Source organism: Phyllobacterium sp. SYP-B3895 (assembly GCF_009647635.1).
Taxonomy (GTDB): Bacteria; Pseudomonadota; Alphaproteobacteria; order Rhizobiales; family Rhizobiaceae; genus Phyllobacterium; species Phyllobacterium pellucidum.
The window spans coordinates 36615-57734 of the sequence record NZ_WJIG01000003.1; the positions used below are offsets into that span (position 1 = coordinate 36615).

At 58.3% G+C, this 21120-nt stretch carries 16 protein-coding genes and 1 tRNA gene; 10 read left to right on the top strand and 7 right to left on the bottom strand.

Annotated elements, in window-relative coordinates; translation table 11 throughout:
* Positions 1-31: 31 nt before the first annotated feature.
* Positions 32-397 carry a hypothetical protein gene (locus tag GF108_RS12790; protein WP_091925398.1) on the bottom strand — a complete coding sequence of 122 codons (366 nt, stop codon included), beginning with the start codon at positions 395-397 and terminating at the stop codon, positions 32-34.
* 687 nt (positions 398-1084) lie between these two features.
* Between GF108_RS12790 and GF108_RS12795 the strand changes: the two genes are divergently transcribed.
* From GF108_RS12795 to grrM, 4 genes are read left to right on the top strand one after another with little or no spacing between them, the layout of a single operon-like run.
* Complete coding sequence (locus tag GF108_RS12795; RefSeq protein WP_153668311.1) at positions 1085-2809, top strand: hypothetical protein; 1725 nt, start codon at positions 1085-1087, stop codon at positions 2807-2809.
* A 13-nt stretch (positions 2810-2822) separates the two neighbouring features.
* Positions 2823-6374, top strand: coding sequence for a hypothetical protein (locus GF108_RS12800; protein WP_153668312.1), 3552 nt, complete (start codon positions 2823-2825; stop codon positions 6372-6374).
* Entirely contained in the window at positions 6358-6630 is a 273-nt protein-coding gene (locus GF108_RS12805) for a hypothetical protein (RefSeq protein ID WP_153668313.1), read from the top strand. Before GF108_RS12800 ends, GF108_RS12805 begins: the two co-directional genes overlap by 17 nt.
* On the top strand, positions 6615-7802 hold the full coding sequence (grrM, locus tag GF108_RS12810; RefSeq protein WP_246663951.1) for a cyclophane-forming radical SAM/SPASM peptide maturase GrrM/OscB: 1188 nt from the start codon (positions 6615-6617) through the stop codon (positions 7800-7802). Before GF108_RS12805 ends, grrM begins: the two co-directional genes overlap by 16 nt.
* Before the next feature lie 2 nt (positions 7803-7804).
* Here the strand turns inward: grrM and GF108_RS12815 are convergent, their stop codons facing one another.
* Positions 7805-8857: a trypsin-like peptidase domain-containing protein gene (locus GF108_RS12815; RefSeq protein ID WP_172982635.1), complete on the bottom strand. Its 1053-nt coding sequence runs from the start codon at positions 8855-8857 to the stop codon at positions 7805-7807.
* 128 nt (positions 8858-8985) lie between these two features.
* Between GF108_RS12815 and GF108_RS12820 the strand changes: the two genes are divergently transcribed.
* Positions 8986-9231, top strand: coding sequence for a BrnT family toxin (locus GF108_RS12820; protein ID WP_027229488.1), 246 nt, complete (start codon positions 8986-8988; stop codon positions 9229-9231).
* Positions 9231-9539: a BrnA antitoxin family protein gene (locus GF108_RS12825; protein WP_153668315.1), complete on the top strand. Its 309-nt coding sequence runs from the start codon at positions 9231-9233 to the stop codon at positions 9537-9539. Before GF108_RS12820 ends, GF108_RS12825 begins: the two co-directional genes overlap by 1 nt.
* A gap of 72 nt (positions 9540-9611) precedes the next feature.
* On the opposite strand, the gene GF108_RS12830 is transcribed toward GF108_RS12825, so the two are convergent.
* Both GF108_RS12830 and cpdR read right to left on the bottom strand, forming a co-directional pair.
* Positions 9612-9686 (bottom strand) — tRNA-Val (locus GF108_RS12830).
* A gap of 100 nt (positions 9687-9786) precedes the next feature.
* Complete coding sequence (gene cpdR, locus GF108_RS12835; RefSeq protein ID WP_027229490.1) at positions 9787-10149, bottom strand: cell cycle two-component system response regulator CpdR; 363 nt, start codon at positions 10147-10149, stop codon at positions 9787-9789.
* Positions 10150-10430: 281 nt separating this feature from the next.
* Here cpdR and GF108_RS12840 point away from each other — a divergent pair, with 281 nt between their 5' ends.
* Together GF108_RS12840 and hisN are read left to right on the top strand one after the other, a co-directional pair.
* On the top strand, positions 10431-11321 hold the full coding sequence (locus tag GF108_RS12840) for an N-formylglutamate amidohydrolase (protein WP_153668316.1): 891 nt from the start codon (positions 10431-10433) through the stop codon (positions 11319-11321).
* A gap of 240 nt (positions 11322-11561) precedes the next feature.
* Positions 11562-12335, top strand: a complete 774-nt coding sequence (hisN, locus tag GF108_RS12845; protein ID WP_153668317.1) for a histidinol-phosphatase — start codon at positions 11562-11564, stop codon at positions 12333-12335.
* A 39-nt stretch (positions 12336-12374) separates the two neighbouring features.
* Here the strand turns inward: hisN and GF108_RS12850 are convergent, their stop codons facing one another.
* Together GF108_RS12850 and GF108_RS12855 are read right to left on the bottom strand one after the other, a co-directional pair.
* On the bottom strand, positions 12375-13400 hold the full coding sequence (locus GF108_RS12850) for an alpha/beta fold hydrolase (RefSeq protein ID WP_370462159.1): 1026 nt from the start codon (positions 13398-13400) through the stop codon (positions 12375-12377).
* A gap of 173 nt (positions 13401-13573) precedes the next feature.
* Positions 13574-13996: a hypothetical protein gene (locus GF108_RS12855; RefSeq protein ID WP_153668318.1), complete on the bottom strand. Its 423-nt coding sequence runs from the start codon at positions 13994-13996 to the stop codon at positions 13574-13576.
* A 295-nt stretch (positions 13997-14291) separates the two neighbouring features.
* On the opposite strand from GF108_RS12855, the gene GF108_RS12860 reads away from it, so the two are divergent.
* On the top strand, positions 14292-14762 hold the full coding sequence (locus tag GF108_RS12860; RefSeq protein ID WP_153668319.1) for an Hsp20 family protein: 471 nt from the start codon (positions 14292-14294) through the stop codon (positions 14760-14762).
* 49 nt (positions 14763-14811) lie between these two features.
* Here GF108_RS12860 and GF108_RS12865 read toward each other — a convergent pair whose 3' ends face one another.
* On the bottom strand, positions 14812-15861 hold the full coding sequence (locus GF108_RS12865) for a low specificity L-threonine aldolase (protein ID WP_153668320.1): 1050 nt from the start codon (positions 15859-15861) through the stop codon (positions 14812-14814).
* Between the two features lie 429 nt (positions 15862-16290).
* Between GF108_RS12865 and gltB the strand changes: the two genes are divergently transcribed.
* Positions 16291-21009: a glutamate synthase large subunit gene (gltB, locus tag GF108_RS12870; protein ID WP_153668321.1), complete on the top strand. Its 4719-nt coding sequence runs from the start codon at positions 16291-16293 to the stop codon at positions 21007-21009.
* Positions 21010-21120 lie beyond the last annotated feature (111 nt).

Here is a 21120-nt window from a genome sequence, read left to right on the forward strand (position 1 = left end):
CAGGCGCAACTCATTGCGAAAGCTCCATTCCTCAAAACCAGGAGCGCAGGAACTGCCTTTCCGCTGGTCCCTCGTCCACTCCGGGCAGTTCGCGCCCCTCATTTGCGGGAGCGGGTGCTTCGCCGCCCTGGAGCGCGGCGCCGGCGCCGCTCGTGCCAGCCGCGGCGAGATAGACGACAAAGGCATTGAGGACCGCAAGGAAGAGATCGGCTCCGGCGGTGCTGCCGGCAAAGAATGCTGTCGCGAGGCAGATCACCAACGACACTGCGAGCCCCAGCCATCGCGGCTGCCAGCCAAGGGAACGCCAAAGGCCGTTGGTCACTGCAGTCGTTGCAAGCGTCATGCCGCCAATGGTGCCGAGTGCCGTCAGATCGAGCAGTTGAGGGGTCGCAGGCATCCTATCCTCCGCAAGATGGAACATGGTCCAAGACCCGCCAACGCCTGGCTTCGTAAAACGGGCGCAACTCCAGTCTGCCGTCCACGTCAATTCCCGATATCGCTGTCAGGTCGCGTACCTCGGGTTGCCGCCATGCACTGCTATTCAATAGGCAAAGTAATCCGACCCGGAATCTTCAGCATTGGTGCAAGACCAATAAACCTAATAAACTCCAGTATTATCAACTATAAGTGGTTGCAAATGCTTTAGTAACATGTACTATTCAAGCGAATATTTGACGATCTTGACACAAAATTGCGGCTGATCAAGCGAAATCTGCTGAAGCCCGCCCCATTTGCTCCAAAGGAATTAGTTGGTTCAAGAAGAGGCGATTGCGGCGATCCACCCCGTCGTCGAAAGCGACGTTCAGTATTCGAGAGCGGTCTGGCTGGATGCCATGATGACAGATCAGGGATTGTAACGCCGCTTTTTCCGAGCCACGCTACGTAAAGTAAGAACCCTGCGCGGCTATTCAGTGTTTTCTGCAATGAAATCGAGTACTTAGTTGTAGAAGACGGGCGATGAACAAGTTATGGTCCAACATGTTAATACCAAGTGATTAAAGATTCTCCAGTCTATCCGAGTGAACTTTAAGTAATTTATGCTATATTGACCAATCAGAGTTCTCGTGTCTCGGGGGACGCTTGCGTGAGTGACTTGAGTGGCAGTGAAATCAAATTGCTTCGATATTTGATTGGTCAGGCGTTTCCCAACCTGAACCTCTTCTCTATCTTTCTATCCGATCAGGAATTTTTGCCGCTCCCCGCAACGGTGGTCAACCCGGACCTCGGCTATGAGGAGGCGCTGCAGGATTACATTGTCGATACGATTATTCCCGAAGCACTGATGGACAAGTTCCTGCGCATTCTGACGACAAAGAAGCGAATCCGCGCGCAGATCCAGTCGCTTATGGACCCAGTCGATATTGACGGCAACATGTGGTTCAGGACCTACATGCAAGGGGAAGTCGCTTTCAAGTATTGCGAAGACGAAGGCGTGTTTGGTTACTTTGCGCAATACCATCCATTTACTGCTGAGTTGTGGGCGAAAGTTACTGAACTTAAAGCAGAACAGATCAGCCAGTCCAAGTATTTCCTTGCCATTGTAACACCGGTCGATCTCGAAAATCTGGAAGCGACGGATGGTACTGTCTTCGACCATGCGTTCAACGATTGGCTAAAATCCCGTTCGGGTCCCCCCGAAGCGCGCAAACGTTTCATGCTCATCTATGAGAAGGAGGAGATGGGCAACTGGTGGAACAAATGGAAGGACCGATATCGCGCCAAGTATCCTGCCATCGATGACGAGCCCATATTCTTGCGGGAGCTCAAGAACGATCCAAAAGACCGGGCTAGCGTCCGCGCCGAGCTTCAGGCCTTTCTCAATCTGCCGGACGAGCCGCTGTCACCCAAATTGTCCAATGTCTTGTTGCTTGGGACGCCGTCGACCGCTGACACGGATCCGGGCACGCAGGCTGGCGACGTTGCGCTTTTTCAATATCTGCGCCGATACAACGCGGACCGTGTGCAGTACTGGGAGGATGGCTGGGGCGATACCATGCGGATGACCGTGCCGCAGCGCGACGAGTTCTTCCGATATCCGCCGATTTTTACACGCTCCGCATCGGAGCGAAACACCACGGTCGGCGGGCTCAAGGACAAGATGATTCCGCTGCTCATGGATGCCCTCGGGTATTCCAACGACGATGTGGTGGGCATCTGGCGCGATAGCGTCAGCAAGTTCCAGCGCGTTTACTGGCGCTCGGCAGGCGAGTGGTGGGACAGCACGGAGATCAATCCAAAAACAGAGAACGCCTGGAAAGGTTCGGTCGAAGAAATCGGGGCAAAGCTTGCCAAACTTGCCGGCTTCGGCGACCTTTGCGAGAGCAAGCTGCGTACGCGTTTCGAAAATCTTCCCGACAGCGATCCGAACCGGCAGCTTCTTTCCACCAATCTGCAAAAGCTCGGCCAGACTGTGGTCAAGCCTGGCGAATATGAAACGGTCGCCGTATCGCTCGATAGCCTCGAGGAGAGTGTGAGCCGTTTTAATCGGGCGCAGCTGAATATAGTCGCCGCCCATGATCAGAGAACCAGGCCCGGCGATAAGCAGCATACCATCAACCATTTCGAGGATTGGGATACGCGGATCGACCGATTGGTCGGACAATATTTTCCCGATCGCGAGCCGAAGATTTTCCGTATCGCCGTTCTTTTTCAGAATTTCGATAAGTTCGATGGTCTCAAATTTGACGAAGGCCTTTCTGTGCGGCGCTGGAACCTGCTCAAGGTCAGACGCGACAACAACAAGATCGATTTCAACAGCAGCGATATGAACCATCTGATCGATGCGGCCAAAGACATGATGCACCACTAGGGAGGCGGTACGCGTGAACGTAATCCCCGGTGCAGCGACCGACCTGCCGGAGACCCATGCCGAGATCTTCATCCGGCGCTGGCTAGCGGGTGACAAATCGTGTTTTGCCAAGGGGGCGGGTATCCTCATCACGACCCCCTATCCGGGCCTGCGCAGTTTTCGCAGGGACCTTGCGCGGTATTTCTGCGGCCGCGAAACACAAAAGCGCGATCTGAAAAAATTCTTCGCCAATCGCGAGACCGAGAACACGGCGACATCCGGGAGAATGACCTTTGTCGTCGGCGGCTCGGGCAGCGGCAAATCTTCGCTGACACGCGCTGGCCTTATCGCGGAACTCGACAGTATTCCGATCAAGGGGCAATGGGGCGCTTGGTATGTCGCCGAAATGCGACCGGCAAAAGACCCGATCGGGCAACTTCAACAAGCTTTGTGGAGCGTGCTACGTTCGATCATCGACCTCGCCTATGTCGATCCCGATACTGAAGACATGCCCAAAGGCGATTTCCCCGAGCGCTCGACTGCGGAAAAATCGGCCTCGATCCGTGGGGCAACGGACCGTATACGCGGAGCGGCGCGCGAGTTCGGCATCGAATGGCCCGACGATGCAACACAGCACGATGTCGAGACAGCAACGCTGCGATGGCTGGATCGCGAAATTTCGCCGATCAAAGGCACGATATCGACCCGATCGGTATTCGATTTCGTCAGTGAAGTGCTCGCGACTTTTGACGAAGCCGCAAGCTATGGCGAGCGGAGCGGACGGCCGCTATTGTTGCTTCACATCGATCAGTTCGAGGAGATATTCCGCAAGGAGTGCGACGCGGATGGCCGCAAGGCGCTGATCGGCCTGCTCCGCGATATCTACGAGTACAAGCCTGCATGTCTCTTCGCGGTTGCCACGATGCGCAGCGAGGAACTGCACCGGTTTTCCGAATATGCCGGCATGGCCGAGGTTATCAATTCCTCGATGTATCTGGTTGACCTCGTCACCGGTGATGACATCGAGGCGGCAATCGTCGAGCCGGCAGGCCGACTTGCCAAGCTCTGGGAACTGCCGCTTGACGCCGCCACCGAAGCGCGGATCGCACCCTATACGGCAGAATCGGTGAAGGAACTCAAGGAGGCGTACCGGGAGGCCGGCGAAGCTCTTCAGCACAAGGCCGATAAGTTGCCCCTATTGCAGCATTTTCTGCCGCTCGTCTGGGAACACGCCGTCGATGACTGGATTGCGAGGCGGGCAAAGAACAAGGATGCGCAGTTCGAAATCGATACGCAGCACCTTGCGTCCGTTCCCGGTTGGACGCCAACGGCTGCCAACGAGCAGGTATGCCGGCTTGGGCGCTGTCTCAACGCTGCCGCCGATCGGGTTTTCGCCGAAGCCGAGGACGTGATGACGGCGATGGCGAAGGAGCAAGGCTTCAAGGGCGGCCAGAATGATTTGCGTCTTGAGGCGGAAGGAATTCTTTCCGTTTCCTTGTGCTGCCTGGCGCAGCTCGATGATGGCGGCCAGGCGGTGAGAAAATTCGTTTCGGTCGACGAGATGCTGGCGACGAGCGCCGGCGCGGTTCGGCTCGGAACATCAAAGGCAGCGAAGGGGCTCCTTCGGTCCTACCTGCGCGATGCGCTGCAAAAGTTCGAGGATGCGGGCCTCGTCGAACTCCTGCCATCCGAGAGCGGAGAGAGGTCGGACATCTACAATGTCACGCACGAGTCGCTCATCCGTAACTGGGCGGCGTACAAGCAGCATCTCGAATTGCAAAAGCGCCTCGAACAGCGCCTGGCGCAGCTCGCAATCCAGGAGCTTCCGGCGATCGACAATATTGAAAGCGGGTTGCTGCACCGCTTGTTCCACAGGAACTGGGAGGCGGCGAGCACGCTCATCCCTTCGGAGAGCCAGGCGACGCTGCGCCTGCTGTTCGGCCCGGATTCCCGCTATAGCGACGCATGGGCCAAGGACGTTCTTGTCGAGAAAAAGAAGCAACTTGTTTCAATCGGCGATACTGGCCAGGCCCTGGTAGAGCCGGACAAGCGTATTCGTTGGATAGGCGACCTCTGGCGAGACGCGGTCAAGTGGCGCGAATGGGGCAGCAAATGGGTCAACCAGTTGCAGACCCTCGTCATGTGGGGCGTCAGCGCCATCGCTGTTCTGGCCATGGTTGCGCTTGGAGCCTCCTTGTGGGCCAATAATGAGCGCGTAAGGGCTGACGGCCTTGCGGTGCAACTCAATCGTGCGCTCGCGGTCAATGATTTCGCCAACTCGACCGCCCCTCGTAACGGTGCTGACGATCGCGCCCTGAAATGGCTGATCGACACGGTAAAAGCGGACTATCAATCGACGCATGACGAACAGCAGAAATCCGTGCTGCGTAAAACCATCGGCCTCATCGATACCGGTGCGCGCGCGGTCTATGGCGCCGATCTTATGGTTTCGTTCGAGCCCGGTATGCCGAAGGGCGAAATCCAGAACGTGGAGTGCAAGAAGGCGACAGAGAATTCTGGCGCGCTAGATGCATCCAAGATAGCGTTCAAGGTGCCGTCCCCCTTCGATGGAAACCCCATAAGTACCGTTACAAAACTCGAATGTGCGTCGAAGGACGGCAACTGGGTTTTCCGTCTCGACGTATCGGAATCACCCAGCAACAATATGACCACCCGGCTCGATACCTATGTCGGCTTGCGGCGGCTCAACACCCCGACGCAATTTGGCGTTCGCGGACCGCGCTCGACCGAAAGCGGTGAGAAAATCAACCTCCTCGTCCAGGATCGCCAGATACGCACGCGGCTGGCGGAGGTAAAAATCCAGGACGTGAAGTTCGTCCAGGCCGGCGCGGTCGTCGGTTTTTTGATTCCGAACTTTGGTCCGGAACATGCGGGCAAGCGGACGAATGTGTATTTGTGGACGACGACGGGCCTTTCTGATCCGATCCAGGTCCCGACCGGAATGGCTGGCGCAGGGTTGCTGGCCGCCGGACAAGGGAATGATGCGGCGAAAGACGGGCGGGCGTGCCGGTCCTACAAGGTGAACCTTTTCAGGGCGACGGCAGGCAAGGGCGGACCCGACGATGTCAGGGCCCTCGACACCAGGCCGACCTATCGCACCTGTGACGCCGGCCCCGTCGATCTTGATACAAATGACAAGCAGCTTGTGGTATACAGGGCAGGTTATGACAACAAGAAATGCCTCGATGATCTGTCGGACTGCCAGAACACGATAGAGGTGCAGTACAGGGATGCTGCGAAGGGCCTTGCCGAGCCGGATGATGGGCATACCGCTCGGACCCGCATCGTGTATATCGGTCCAAAAATCATCGACGCAGGCGTTCAGGGCGATTGGCTGTGGCTCGAAGACGTCAAGCTGCGCAAGTGGCGATATCTCGTTGGAACGCAGCCGCTGAGCGATATCCTCGAGATGCGGTGGCAGAATGCCAGCGGAGCCTCGCTTCAGGGTGCAGCCGGTTTCAAATATCGCTTGCCGCAGACGTGCAAGGACATCGCGGAATGCAAGGCATTTGTATCGAAGCCCGATAAAGGTTGGCCTGGAGTAGAAGATGAAAGTAACGAGTAATCTGCGGACTTTGGGTCTCGGCGCCCTGGCGGCGGTCGCGCTGACCCAGCCGGGGAACGCATCGCCCGAAGCACCTGTCGCCGTGGAAAACCTGCGGGCAATCGACAGGCTCGGTCAGATCAGGTCGGATTATCTGAAAGCAATCGGCAAGCCCGAACTGGCAGAAGAGCCTGACAGTACGCAGATTGCGCAGTGGCAGAATTTTCCGAACTTCGGTAATTTTCCGAACTGGGCGAATGGATGGCAGAACTACTAGACGCGCAGTCCTTGCGCGGCACGACCCGGCTGCTGGTGATGCAGCCGACGGCGTTCTGCAACATCAATTGCGATTATTGCTATTTGCCGCATCGTAACGACACGACGGTCATGCCGCTGGAAACAGTCGGCCGCGCCGCCAGCTTCATCTTCGATGCGCAACTCAATGCGCCGGACTTTACAATCGTCTGGCACGCCGGCGAGCCCCTCGTCGTTGCTCCGGAATGGTACCGTCAGGCGATTGCCCTTTTCGACCGGGTGGCGCCGGCCAGGCTCGCCGTACCGCACGCCATGCAGACGAACGGCATGCTGATTGACGACAAGTGGTGTGACTTCTTCCTGGAAACGCATATGCGTGTCGGGGTCAGCCTCGACGGAACAGCGCGGCTGCATGATGCACGGCGTAAAACGCGATCGGGGAAAGGCACGCATGATGAGGTCATGCGCGGCATCGATCATCTGCGCCGCCGCGGCGTCCCCTTCCATATCATCTGCGTAGTCGGCAAGGCGACCCTCGATGCTGCGGAAGAACTGATGGATTTCTTCAATGCGGAGGATATTCGCCATGTGGGTTTCAACGTCGAGGAAATAGAGGGCTCGGTGGCAACGTCGACGCTTGAGGCGGAAGGGTCGGACACCGCGTTCCGCCGGTTCTTCGCCCGCATGAGCGAAAGAGCGCGCGCAGCCGATCCTCCAATATTGGTCCGCGAACGCGAGGACCTTCTCGCCTGCCTTCAGAGTCCGGCCTTCGGCTACTTCGGCTACAATTCGCAGAACGCGCCGTTCGGGATTGTGACCGTATCGTCTAGCGGCGATCTCTTCACTTTCTCACCTGAACTTGCCGGCCTCAAAAATGAAGCCTTTGGGGATTTCCGTATTGGAAATCTAGCCGACGCGACGCCGTCCGGCGCGCTGGCGTCGCCTGCGTTCCGGGCAATGTGGCGCGATATCGATGAAGGGGTCAGCCGATGCAAGGCAAGCTGCGCCTATTTCAACCTGTGCATGGGCGGCGCGCCGGTCAACAAGCTCTTCGAGAACGGGACGTTCAAGAGCACCGAAACCATGTTCTGCCGCCTGTCGCATAAGGCGGTCGCCGATGTGGTGCTGGCGGAAATCGAGAGCAATCTCGCCGCGGCGCCAAAGGCCGCCGCGTTCATTGCGGCTGCAGGCTAGACCTATTGCCAGAACGGGGGAAGCTGCTTGGCCTGCCAGGCAGCGACGATTAGGCCAATCGGTATGCCCTGATTGTACGCGGCACGAATCTCGGACCGCGGATCACCTGCATGGTGCAGGGCGACGAGTTCAAGACGCTGGTTGAAGACCGGCGAACCGGACGAGCCGCCGAGCGTATCGGCGTCATAGCGGAAGCGCGAGCCGTTCTCATTGGTGCCGAGCGATTTGCCGATCGCCAGCGCTTGCGGCGTTCCTGCCGGGTGTTGAACGATGAGAACTGGCAAATCAGCATTGGGAAGAGCGATATTGGCTGCAACGCGGATCGGCTTCCAGTCGGTCAGCGGCGATGTGAGACGCAGCACCGCGTAATCGAGGTTCGACGCGCTGGCGATGCCTGCACCGCCGGTGTCGACCGTATCGAACGGGCTCGCATCAAGCGTCCATGCGTCGCCTGCGGCAAGATTGTGGGGCGTGCCCTCGTCGAGCCCATTGGCATCGCGGGCGTACCCGAAACGACAAACGATGTCGGCGGGGCTCGCTTCCTTGTTCAACTGCCGCTTGACGACATGATAATTGGTGAGGACCAGATCGGGCGCGACGAGAAGCCCGGTGCCTTGCGCCTGGCCGCTTGGAAACTCGATCCGGCACGTCGCCCCGCTAACGAGAGCGAGGCTTTGCGCCCAGATCCTCAGATCGGCAAAGCCACCGCCCTGCACGATCTTTTCGAGCTGCATCGAGGGGGCGGCGGCCAAGCGCTCCGGTGCTGAGGTCCCCGCTGCACGGATGGCATCCGGCAGCCGCCGCACCCACGGATTCTTGCCGCGTTGTTTCTGCAGGGCGTCGACGAGGCTGTCGGTCCATCCCTCGCTCTGGATGCTTATCAGATAGGCATGGATTTGTTGCTCGAAGCTGCCGGGCCCGACCTCATTGGCGAGCGACCCCTTGTCGAGTTCGTCGGAGAGGAACATGTCGAAGCGCGACACTGTCGGAAACGAGCGCAGTATAGCCTCGCGCAGGATTTTCAACTGCGGCCCTGAAAGCTCGTTCCAATCCATGATGCCTCCGCGCTCGTCTACGCTCGCACCGATCATACATGTGCGAGAACGCTTGCGCCACGAGAATGCAATGGGTTTAACTGTGCGCAAAGACCCTTGTTTAATGAATTAATGTACGTACATTATAAATGAAGATCATTTGGGACGAACCTAAACGATTGGCTAACATATCGAAGCATGGCTTGGACTTTGCTGCCTTGTCGTTTGAGTTCTTTCTTGCTTCGATGATCATTCCAGCCAGGGCAGGCCGCAGCAAAGCTATCGGTCGTTTCGAGAGCGGCATGATTGTGGTGGTCTTTAACGTGCTTGGAAAAGAAGCATTGTCGGTGATCTCGATGCGTCCAGCACGTATAGACGAAAGGCGTTTGCTCTGATGGTCAAAAAAACGTTCAAGACAGGCTTTGAACCGGGTCGTGGTTTCATGCAAGAGGATTGGGACGCGGTCGATAGCCCGCCGTTGACGACGGAAGAGATCGCCCAAGCGAAGCCCTTCCGTGAAGCTCTTCCAGAGCTTGCCACCGAGATGGACAGAGAAATTGCCAGACGCGGCCGGCCAAAGGCGGAACTAACCAAAATGCCGGTTACGATCCGTCTCGATGCAGACGTCATTGCCAAGTTCAAAGCCACGGGCAAGGGCTGGCAGAGTAAAATCAATGACGTCTTGAAGCGTGCGAAGGTTTAGGATTTCTGGCTCGCCCAGCCTCAACATCTGCGCTGCAGACATTTGACATACGAACTATGAGGGGGGTTCAGATGGTGGGCGTGACAGGGATTGAACCTGTGACCCCTACGATGTCAACGTAGTGCTCTCCCGCTGAGCTACACGCCCATCTGACGGGGCGCATACACCATATTGAATCAGCCCCGTCAATAGCGCCTGAAAAACTTATCGGGCTTTCTTTGCCGGAACGAAAGAATGTCGCAGCTTCTCAGGCTGCGACCAGCATTTTTTCGATTTCGTTGACGAGATCGCGCAAATGGAAGGGCTTCGACAGCACCTTGGCATCCTTCGGCGCCTTCGAATCGGAATTGAGGGCAACCGCGGCAAAGCCGGTAATGAACATGATCTTCAAGTCCGGGTCGATCTCCGAGGCGCGCCGTGCAAGCTCGATCCCGTCCATCTCCGGCATGACGATGTCGGTCAGAAGCAGCGAGAACGGCTCTTCGCGCAAGCGATCGTAGGCGCTGGCACCATTGTCGAAATGCGTGACGTGATAGCCCGCCTTTTCCAGCGCCTTGACCAGAAAGCGCCGCATATCATTGTCATCTTCTGCAAGAAGGATTCTCTTCATCAGTCCGTCCGAATTCTCTAGCGCCGGATCATCCCCAAACCCTGCGTCGTACTACTCTTAACAAAACGCTTTTTTGGTAAAGATCGCGTGAATGATTTGCTAGAAATAAGGGCGAACGGGACAAAAGTCGAGGTGTCGCCGGTGTGATCAGCATTGAGCCTTAACGCCGGAGAAAGTTGGCGGACAAGCCGTTTCGAACCGTTCATCAATTCCCTATCGCGGAAACTTGCACTAGAGTGGGGAAAACCAGCCCGCCTTGCAGCGAAACCTTGAAGCAGAAGATGACAGTCGAGCGCGATTTCACCGATATCCAGCCGTTCGAAGTGCGGCAACCCTCCGACCAGCGCATTCCCTTCGTTTTCAATTCCCCGCATAGCGGCCGCTTTTACCCGCGCGCTTTCCTCGAACAGTCGCAACTCGACCCGCAGACCATTCGCCGGTCAGAGGATTGTTTCGTCGACCAGCTGTTCGCCACCGCCGTGCCGCTCGGAGCACCCTTGTTGCTGGCGCACTTCCCGCGCGCCTACCTCGATGTCAATCGCGAGCCCTACGAACTCGACGCCAAGATGTTTCAGGAGGCGCTGCCCTCCTATGCCAATGGCAGTTCGGCGCGTGTCGCCGGAGGCCTCGGTACCGTGCCGCGCCTCGTTGGCGAGGGCCAGGAAATCTATGCAAAGAAATTGCCGCTCGGTGAGGCGCTGGATCGCATCGGCACGATCTACAAGCCCTACCATGCCAAGCTCAGCGGCCTCCTCTCGGCCACGCGACAGCGCTTCGGCTACGGCGTCCTGGTGGATTGCCATTCGATGCCGACAGGCATCCGCTTCCCGGAGAGCGGGATGCGCCCGGATTTCATCATCGGCGACCGGTTCGGAACGAGCTGCGCCCCGGAACTTGCCAATTCCGCTATCCATCTCCTGCGGGAAATGGGCTACCTCGTTGCGCACAACAAGCCCTATGCCGGGGGCTATATCACCGAACATTACGGCAGCCCGTTGAAGGGCCTTCACGCGCTGCAGATCGAGGTCAATCGCGGCCTCTATCTCAACGAACAGAGTTACGAGAAGAAGTCCGGTTTCGATCAACTACAGCGGGATATCGCCCAGTTTCTTGCCGACCTCGTCTCGCTGCCCGATTTTTATTTTCTCGACCAGCCGCTCGCGGCGGAATAGGCACATAGCAGCGCGGCCAATAAAAAAGACCGCGCATGAAGCGCGGTCCAAGTCTAGGGAGGAAACGCCCAAGGAGGGCAGAACAGGTCGCCCCGTTCACCCACAACTTTATGCTGCGTCGCACAAATGTCAAGAAATTTGTGTATGATTTTGTGCACCGATAGTGACTGCTCAAATAATATGCACAAATCTCATCCATAATGCACCTGTATGAGAATGTTTTAATCGCGAGGAGCCATTTTGGTCGTAGAACTTTCCTTTTTAAAGCGAATTGCGAGTGTCGCCGCAGAGCAGACCTTGCCGCGATTCCGCAATATTTCGCTCATCGACAACAAATTCGAGTCGGGGTTTGATCCGGTTACCGAGGCTGATCGGGAGGCCGAGAAAGCGATTCGCGCGCTGATCAATGCGGAGCATCCAGACCACGGAATTCTGGGTGAAGAATATGGCGGCGAGAATCTCGACCATTCGCATATCTGGGTGATCGATCCGATCGACGGCACGCGCGCATTTATCTCCGGCATACCGGTCTGGGGTACCCTGGCCGGGCTTACTGTGGATGGCGACGCGGTTGCCGGCGTCATGGCGCAGCCTTTTACCAAAGAGCTGTTCCTGTGTGATGGCGAAGTTTCGTGGTATGAGGGTCCGGGCGGGACGCGCCGGCTTGAGACACGCAAGACGCGCGATCTTGCCGATGCGACATTGTTCACGACGACGCCCGCCATATTCAAGGCCGAGAAGCGGACCGCCTATGATCGCGTCGAACAGCGCGTCAAGCTCGCCCGCTACGGCACCGATTGCTACGCCTATGCGATGGTTGCTGCGGGTTTTGTCGATCTCGTTATCGAGACGGGCCTTCATCCCTATGACATTGTTGCGCTGATACCCATCATCGAAAAGGCGGGCGGCGTTGTGACAACCTGGGATGGCGGTCCAGCCGAAAAGGCCGGAAGTATCATTGCCGCCGCCAACGCCGAACTCCATGCTCAGGCTCTTGAGGTTTTGAACGGGTAGAGTACGACATGCGGCGGCGCCTGCGCGCCTCGTCGGTTTTCAGGCGCTGACATCCAGGGCAGGCTCGCTGTCTTCGCCAGCCTCCGCCAGAACGGAGCCATCGTCGCCGCCGGTGCCAGGGATGAAGGCATCGAAGGCAGCGAAGAACTGCTCTCGGTACAAATCCTTTTCCTGCAGGATCTCGTGGCGCGCGCCATCGATGGTAAGCAGCGTCGTATTGCGCATCTGCACGGCGAACCGTTCGATTGCCGGCGTCGAGACGACGGTGTCGGCCCCGGCCGCGACGATGAGTGTCGGGATGCGGATCGTGTCGACGTAGTCGGGCCTGGTTACGCTCTTGATCGCCTTCGCGGCGGCAACGATCCAGCTTGCAGTCGGGCCACCGATCGCAAGCTCGGGCGCGCTTTCAAGGACGCCGCAATTGCGATCGTAGCGGCTCGCATCAGATGTCACCTCATTGGCCGCAAACGGGCGCAAGACATGCGGACCGCCGAGCATATAGGTGCCGCCGAGCCCGGTTGAACGCAGCGTATTGGCGATGACCCGCGCGGTCAGCTTGCGGGCGCGGCTGGAATTGATGTCGAGCAGTGGTGCAATCAGCACCATCCGCCTTATCCGGTTGGCAAAGGCCGGTGCGGCGACGAGGGCGGCCAGTGCTCCCGCAGAATGGGCGAGAACGTAATAGGGGCCACGGCAGTCGGGCAGGATAACGGTCTTGAACAAGAGCTCGAAATCGCCCGCATAATCATCGAAACGCTTCACGAAGCCCTTGGCGGCATTGCGCAAATATCGGCTTGACGCACCTTGTCCGCGCCAGTCGAAGGTCGCCACCGCAAAACCCCGCGAGGCGAGATCAGTAATCGTCTCGAAATATTTTTCAATGCACTCGTTGCGGCCATGCAGAATGATGATCGTGCCATGCAGCGGGTGGCTGGAGGCGGGGGTGATCGCATAGCGGAGCACCTTGCCTTTGCCGAGATCGAGCCCTTCGACGCGCGTGCCGGCCGGTATCGGGTTGGCGGCGGTTTCGACAAGGGGGCGGATCGTTTGCGTTGGCTGGTCCACGTCGGTGCCCGCTCGATGTGATGGTTGAATGCACTTTTGATAGGATGCGCGGCCTTAAAGGTCAAACGGCGGCGTCCAGAAAAAGAATGACCGGAAACCCTGCCTGGGAGTTTCCGGTCAATACGTTGCGGCTGGAAGGGACGTTACATCCGCAACGATCGCGGCTTGTTTGATCAGTAAGCCGGATTTATTTCGATGCTGAAGCCGCTCTTCGGACGGTCGTAGTAACGATCGCGGCCCATGCGCCGGGTTTCAAGAATGTCGCCGTCACGTGATACAACGACAAGGACGGGCTCGCCGCGGCGCGAGGTGCGGGCAAAGTAGCGACCGCGATCGAAGTTCACATCGCGCACCCTGTAGCCGCGCCGTTCGAGCATGCGGGTAACATCGCGCGGTCCGAACCGGTCGCGACGGTCATCGCGATAGCCTTCGTAGTAGCGGCGGTCCTGTACCAGATAGCCATCATTGTAATCTTCGTCGTCCACGTAGATCGCCGGCGCGCTGTTCCGGTAGTAGCGGCCATCGGCGAAAGCCGAAGCCGAGAAGCCGGTGATCAGAAGCGCCACTGAGGTGAGCGCAAGAACGGTTTTTTTCATTTCAAAGTCCTTTGTCGTGTCGGATCGAATGCCAGATTGAGTGTAGGTTTAGCGGCATCGAGCTGAACGTATTCCGAAGAACATGTTCATTTTGCGTTCATCTGCCCGCCGGGATCGCCACGCTGGCGCTGGACTTTTTGATGCCTGTTGCGCCCTTGAAATCGAGAAAATGCCTAACCAAATAGACGTTGTGATCGCCATAACGGGGTCGCTGGTTCACGAAGGCTTGCCACTGCGGGAGCTTTCAATCGAACCAAAACACGCAAACATTGTCGCTCTAAAGGAGGGCTTAAACATGCGTCACGTTGATTTCTCACCCCTTTACCGTTCTACCGTCGGCTTTGACCGGCTGTTCACCATTCTTGATTCGCTGGCTCAGCCGGAAGGCGCTCAGACCTATCCGCCCTATAATATCGAGCGGACCGGCGACAACGCCTATCGCATCACCATGGCCGTTGCCGGGTTCTCGGAGGACGAGATCCAGATCGAGGCTCATCGCAACCAGCTGAAGGTCACCGGCGAAAAGAATGCCGAGAAAACCGATGAAAATGCCGAAACGCTTTATCGCGGCATTGCTTCGCGGGCTTTCGAACGCCGCTTCCATCTTGCCGATTTCGTCGAGGTCAGTGGTGCCAGCCTGAAAAACGGCCTGCTGCACATCGATCTCAAGCGCGAAATCCCGGAAGAGATGAAGCCGCGCAAGATTACCGTGACTTCCCTGTCGGACACGGAAGCCAAGCAGATCGAAGCTAAAGCCGCCCGCTAAGCTATTGGCAGGTGTAACGGGAGAAAGCGGCGTGAAAGCGCCGCTTTTTTCATGCGATGAGAGCGCCGAAGCGGTCTACTTCATCCGGCGTCGTTGCAAAACTCGTCACCAGCCGAACGAGCGATTCGCCTTCAGCGGCAACTCTTCCTTCAAAATGCGGCGCTCGCCAATCGTGAAAAACAGCGCCGGCTTCCCGCAGTTTTGCCGCGGTCTCTTTTGGCATCACGGGAAACACCTCGTTTGCGCGTGGCTCCCAGGCGAGGCGCAGTTGCTTTGATGCGCGAATATGGCCAGCGAGGCGGGCACTCATGGCATTGGCGTGGGCCGCAAGTTCCAGCCATAGGCCACCGGCGAAGTAAGCCTCGAACTGGGCGGCGATGAAACGCGATTTTGAAAAATGTTGGGCGACGCGCTTGCGCAGGAAGGGGAAGCCCTCCGCTTTTGCCGGGTCCATGAACACCAGCGCTTCGGCGCACCAGCAGCCGTTCTTGGTGCCGCCGAACGAGACGATGTCCACACCCTGCCGCCAGGTCATGTCTGCCGGCGAGCACCCAAGCGAGACCAACGCATTGGCAAAGCGGGCGCCATCCATATGCAGCGGCAGATCGTGCTCGCGGCAGAGCGCGGAGATCGCGGCAATGTCGGCGAGTTCGTAGAGCGTTCCGATCTCGGTGGCCTGGGTAATAGACACGCCCATCGCCTGGCCGATAAAGACGTTACCGGGCGTGACGGGTTCAAGAGCGGATCTGAGGTTATTCAAATCCATGCGTCCGGTCGCCCCATCGACGGGACGCAGGCGCGCGCCTGCGCTGATGAATTCGGGAGCCCCGGCCTCATCGCCAATAAGGTGCGCTTCCCGGTGCGTGAATGTCATCCCGCCAGGCTTGGCAAAGTTTGCGAGCGCCAGAGAGTTGGCCGCCGTGCCGGTTCCAACGAAGAAAACCGCGACCTCACGTTCGAATATCTCGCAAAAGGTTTGTTCCACTGCCTTGTCGAGCGCGCTCGACCCATAGGCCGGCACAAAGCCGCCTGCATTCTTGACGAGGCTTTCAGCGATCTTGGGGTGGGCGCCGGCCCAATTGTCGGAAGCAAAATGCATGAGATTGTCCTGCAGTACGATCTGATGCGGCTGGCATATCCCTTTAGCAGACGCGTGGAAAGCCATGCTCGCATGAGGCTGCGGGGGAAGCAGCTGTTTTCCTTGGCCTTTTTGGCGGAAATCACCCTAACCGAAACTATCGCGATACTTTGGCGGTCTTTTGCGCAATGATGTTTCGCGCAGTGCGCATATTTTTTACTTTTCCATCTTGTGTGATGGCGTTTATTCTGGCATACCACAATAAGACAGCATTGCTGTCCTATTTGCGTGAACCGAAACGGGATGGTGGGCAATCTTGCTTCCGTCCCTAGAATGGTGACCGCAGCCTGCAACCGGAAGATATGCCGCACCGAGGCGGGACTGAAATTATGTTATTCCGTCCCATGAGAGATTGACCGCCCGCAACGGGCCGAATTGGAGGAATTGACGATGACGGATTTGACGCCATCTGTAACGACTGAACTTGCTCAGGCCGTACAGACTCGTGCGGTCAAAACCAATAAATCATCGGGCATTCCGTCAAAACAGGGCCTTTACGATCCGCGCAATGAGCATGACGCCTGCGGCGTCGGCTTCGTTGCGCATATGAAGGGCGTGAAGTCGCACAAGATCATCGAAGACGGCCTGTTCATGCTCGAAAACCTCACCCACCGCGGTGCGGTTGGCGCCGACCCGCTCATGGGCGATGGCGCGGGCATGCTCGTCCAGATTCCCGACGCGTTTTTCCGGGCCGAATGGGCCGAAAAAGGTGTCGAACTGCCCCCGGTCAACCATTATGCGGTCGGTTACCTGTTCATGCCGCAGGATGCGGAAGAGCGGGCGCATATCGAAACCGTCATTTCCGAGGTAATCGCTTCGGAAGGCCAGTCGCTGATTGGCTTTCGCGACGTTCCGGTCGACAATTCCTCGCTGTCAAAGGCACCGCATATTGCGGCGACCGAACCGTTCCACCGGCAGGTCTTCATCGGCCGCAATCCCAATATCGAAACCAACGAGGATTTCGAGGGCAGGCTCTTTGTCCTGCGCAAGGTCATCTCGAACCGCATCTACCAGGAGAACGGCGGCAAGGAGAGTGATTTCTACGTCGTCTCGATGTCGGCGCGGACCATCGTCTACAAGGGCATGTTCCTCGCCTATCAGGTTGGCGCCTACTACAGGGACCTGAAGGATCCGCGCTTTGAAAGCGCGCTTGCTCTTGTCCACCAGCGGTTTTCTACGAACACCTTCCCGTCATGGAAGCTGGCGCATCCCTATCGCATGGTCGCGCACAATGGTGAGATCAACACGCTGCGCGGCAACGTCAACTGGATGGCGGCACGCCAGGCCTCGGTCGACAGCGAGTATTTCGGCAACGACATCTCCAAGCTCTGGCCTATTTCCTATGAGGGTCAGTCCGATACCGCCTGCTTCGACAACGCGCTGGAGTTCCTGTTCCAGGGCGGCTATTCGCTCGCGCATTCGATGATGATGCTCATTCCCGAGGCCTGGTCCGGCAACAAGCTGATGTCGGAAGAGCGCAAGGCGTTCTACGAATATCATGCGGCGCTGATGGAGCCATGGGATGGCCCGGCGGCGATCGCCTTTACCGACGGCCGCCAGATCGGCGCGACGCTCGATCGCAACGGCTTGCGTCCCGCGCGCTACATCGTGACCGATGATGATTACGTCATCATGGCGTCGGAAGCCGGCGTCTTGCCGGTGCCGGAAGAAAAGATCGTCAAGAAGTGGCGCCTGCAGCCTGGTCGCATGCTGCTGATCGACATCGAGAAGGGGCGCATCGTTTCTGACGAGGAGATCAAGTCAGAAATCGCGACCCGTCACCCCTACAAGCAGTGGCTGAAGAACACGCAGCTTATCCTTGAAGAACTGAGCCCGGTCGAGCCGCGCGCGCTGCGCAAGGATGTGAGCCTTCTCGATCGCCAGCAGGCGTTTGGCTATACGCAGGAGGACACGCGCCTCCTGATGTCGCCCATGGCGACCACCGGCCAGGAAGCAATCGGTTCGATGGGCACTGACACGCCGATTTCGGCCATGTCGGACAAGTCGAAGCTGCTATATACCTACTTCAAGCAGAACTTCGCCCAGGTCACCAACCCGCCGATCGACCCGATCCGCGAGGAACTGGTCATGAGCCTCGTCTCGTTCATCGGCCCGCGTCCGAACATTTTCGATCTCGTCGGCTCCTCGCGCCGCAAGCGGCTGGAGGTGCGCCAGCCGATCCTGACCAACGGCGACCTCGAGAAGATCCGTTCCATCGGCCACACCGAAGATCGTTTCGATACGAAGACGCTCGACATAGCCTATAGCGTCGATGAAGGTGCTGCCGGTCTCGCCGGTGCGGTGGAACGCCTGTGCGACCGAGCTGAAGCGGCCGTCCATGGCGGCTACAACATCATCATCCTTTCCGACCGCCAGGTTGGTCCGGACCGCATACCTATCCCCGCTCTTTTGGCGACGGCCGCAGTCCACCATCACCTGATCCGCAAGGGTCTGCGCACCTCGGTGGGTCTCGTCGTGGAATCGGGCGAGCCGCGCGAAGTGCACCATTTCTGCTGCCTCGCCGGCTATGGCGCGGAGGCGATCAACCCTTACCTCGCTTTCGACACCCTGCTCGACATGCACAAGCGCGGGGAGTTCCCGCCGGAGGTCGATGCCAAGGAAGTCGTGTCGCGCTACATGAAGTCGATCGGCAAGGGCATCCTCAAGGTCATGTCCAAGATGGGCATTTCCACCTATCAGTCCTATTGCGGTGCGCAGATTTTCGACGCCGTCGGCCTGAAGACTGATTTTGTCGACCGCTTCTTCTTTGGCACGGCGACGACCATCGAGGGCGTTGGCCTTGAAGAAGTTGCCGAGGAAACGGTGCGCCGTCACCGCGATGCGTTCGGCAACGATCCTGTCCTGTCGAGCACGCTTGAGGTCGGCGGCGAATATGCCTACCGCATTCGCGGCGAGGCACATCTGTGGTCGCCCGATGCGGTCGCCAAGCTGCAGCATGCGGTGCGCACGGAATCGGCCGCAACGTTCAAAGAATACTCGGACCTCGTAAACAGCCAGTCGGCACGTGCGCAGACAATTCGCGGCCTTTTCAAGATCAGATTGGCAACAGATGCGGGCCGCAAGCCGGTATCGATCGACGATGTTGAGCCGGCTAAGGAGATCGTCAAGCGGTTCTCGACGGGCGCGATGTCATTCGGCTCGATCAGCCGCGAGGCGCATACGACGCTCGCCATCGCCATGAACCGGATTGGCGGCAAGTCCAACACCGGTGAGGGCGGCGAAGAACCCGACCGCTTCTACCCGCTGCCGGACGGTAAGCCGAACCCGGAACGTTCGGCCATCAAGCAGGTGGCATCGGGTCGTTTCGGCGTGACGACGGAATATCTCGTCAACTCCGACATGATGCAGATCAAGGTGGCGCAGGGTGCCAAGCCCGGCGAGGGCGGACAGTTGCCCGGTCACAAGGTCGATGCAACGGTGGCAAAGACCCGGCATTCCACGCCCGGCGTTGGCCTTATCTCGCCGCCGCCGCACCATGACATCTATTCGATCGAAGATTTGGCGCAGCTGATCTACGATCTCAAGAACGTCAACCCCGAGGCGGATGTTTCGGTGAAGCTGGTCTCCGAGGTCGGCGTCGGTACGGTCGCGGCCGGTGTCGCCAAGGCGCGCGCCGATCACATCACCATTTCCGGCTATGATGGCGGAACCGGTGCGTCGCCCCTGACTTCGCTCAAGCATGCGGGCAGCCCGTGGGAAATGGGCCTTGCCGAGACGCAGCAGACGCTCGTCCTCAACGGCTTGCGCTCGCGCATCGCGCTGCAAGTCGATGGCGGACTGCGCACGGGACGTGACGTCATCATCGGTGCCCTGCTCGGCGCCGACGAGTTCGGCTTCTCGACAGCGCCGCTCATCGCGGCGGGCTGCATCATGATGCGCAAGTGCCACCTCAACACCTGCCCGGTCGGCGTCGCGACACAGGACCCGGTATTGCGCAAGCGCTTCAAGGGTACGCCCGAGCATGTCATCAACTTCTTCTTCTACATGGCGGAAGAGGTGCGGCAGTTCCTCGCCGAAATGGGCTACACGCGGCTCGAAGAGATCGTCGGCAAGACCGAACTCCTCGAGAAGCGCGAGGCAATCGAACATTGGAAGGCCAAGGGTCTCGACTTCACCCGCATCTTCCACAAGCCCGAGGCGCCTGAAGAAAAGACGCGGTGGACCGAACGACAGAACCATCCGATCGTCGATATTCTCGATCGCAAGCTGATCGAGCAGGCAAGGACCGCGCTCGAAAGCAAGATCCCGGTCAGGATCGAGATGGACATCAAGAACGTCGACCGCTCGGCCGGTGCCATGCTCTCTGGCGAAGTGGCCAAGCGCTACCGGCACAAGGGGCTCAAGGACGAGACCATTTCAGTCAAATTCCATGGGACGGCCGGGCAATCCTTCGGCGCCTTCCTCGCGCGGGGCATTTCGTTCGATCTTATCGGCGACGGCAACGACTATGTCGGCAAGGGCCTTTGCGGCGGACGCATCGTCATCCGCCCGCCGGAAAACACGAGGATCGTCCCGGAAAACTCGATCATCGTCGGCAATACCGTGCTTTACGGGGCCATCGAGGGCGAGGCTTATTTCCGCGGTGTCGCCGGTGAACGTTTTGCCGTGCGCAACTCGGGGGCGATTGCCGTCGTCGAGGGCACGGGTGACCATGGCTGCGAGTACATGACCGGCGGGGTCGTCGTCGTCATTGGCCAGACCGGGCGCAACTTCGCGGCGGGCATGTCGGGCGGTGTCGCCTATGTGCTTGATGAAGCCGGTGATTTTGCGCAGCGCTGCAACATGGCGATGGTCGAACTCGAACCGGTTCCGGAAGAGGACGACATTCTCGAAAAGTTGCATCATCACGGCGGCGATCTCATGCACAAGGGTCGTGTCGATGTCTCGGCCAATATGACGAGGCACGACGAGGAACGTCTTGTGCAGCTGATTTCGAACCACATGCATTACACCGGTTCGGCGCGGGCGAAGGAAATTCTCGACAATTGGGAAAGCTTCCGGCCGAAATTCGTGAAAGTCATGCCGGTCGAATACCGTCGCGCGCTCGAAGATATGGAGCGCATGCGCATGGGCGTCGCAGCCGAATAAAGTCAACAAGCACCATGCTTCGAGTGTCTCATCAAAGACGCTCGGCATGGGGCAAATGCTGCCCTAACCCCTGAAAAGGCGAGGGTAGTCCCCCGAGAGGCGAGGGAGAGA

Coding starts and splice junctions, on each gene's coding strand:
- GF108_RS12815 (WP_172982635.1), bottom strand. CDS start 8,857: ATGGATTGGAACGAGCTTTCAGGGCCGCAGTTGAAAATCCTGCGCGAG.
- GF108_RS12855 (WP_153668318.1), bottom strand. CDS start 13,996: ATGAAAAAAACCGTTCTTGCGCTCACCTCAGTGGCGCTTCTGATCACC.
- GF108_RS12840 (WP_153668316.1), top strand. CDS start 10,431: ATGACAGTCGAGCGCGATTTCACCGATATCCAGCCGTTCGAAGTGCGG.
- cpdR (WP_027229490.1), bottom strand. CDS start 10,149: ATGAAGAGAATCCTTCTTGCAGAAGATGACAATGATATGCGGCGCTTT.
- GF108_RS12865 (WP_153668320.1), bottom strand. CDS start 15,861: ATGCATTTTGCTTCCGACAATTGGGCCGGCGCCCACCCCAAGATCGCT.
- gltB (WP_153668321.1), top strand. CDS start 16,291: ATGACGGATTTGACGCCATCTGTAACGACTGAACTTGCTCAGGCCGTA.
- GF108_RS12790 (WP_091925398.1), bottom strand. CDS start 397: ATGCCTGCGACCCCTCAACTGCTCGATCTGACGGCACTCGGCACCATT.
- GF108_RS12820 (WP_027229488.1), top strand. CDS start 8,986: ATGAAGATCATTTGGGACGAACCTAAACGATTGGCTAACATATCGAAG.
- GF108_RS12805 (WP_153668313.1), top strand. CDS start 6,358: ATGAAAGTAACGAGTAATCTGCGGACTTTGGGTCTCGGCGCCCTGGCG.
- grrM (WP_246663951.1), top strand. CDS start 6,615: ATGGCAGAACTACTAGACGCGCAGTCCTTGCGCGGCACGACCCGGCTG.
- GF108_RS12860 (WP_153668319.1), top strand. CDS start 14,292: ATGCGTCACGTTGATTTCTCACCCCTTTACCGTTCTACCGTCGGCTTT.
- GF108_RS12825 (WP_153668315.1), top strand. CDS start 9,231: ATGGTCAAAAAAACGTTCAAGACAGGCTTTGAACCGGGTCGTGGTTTC.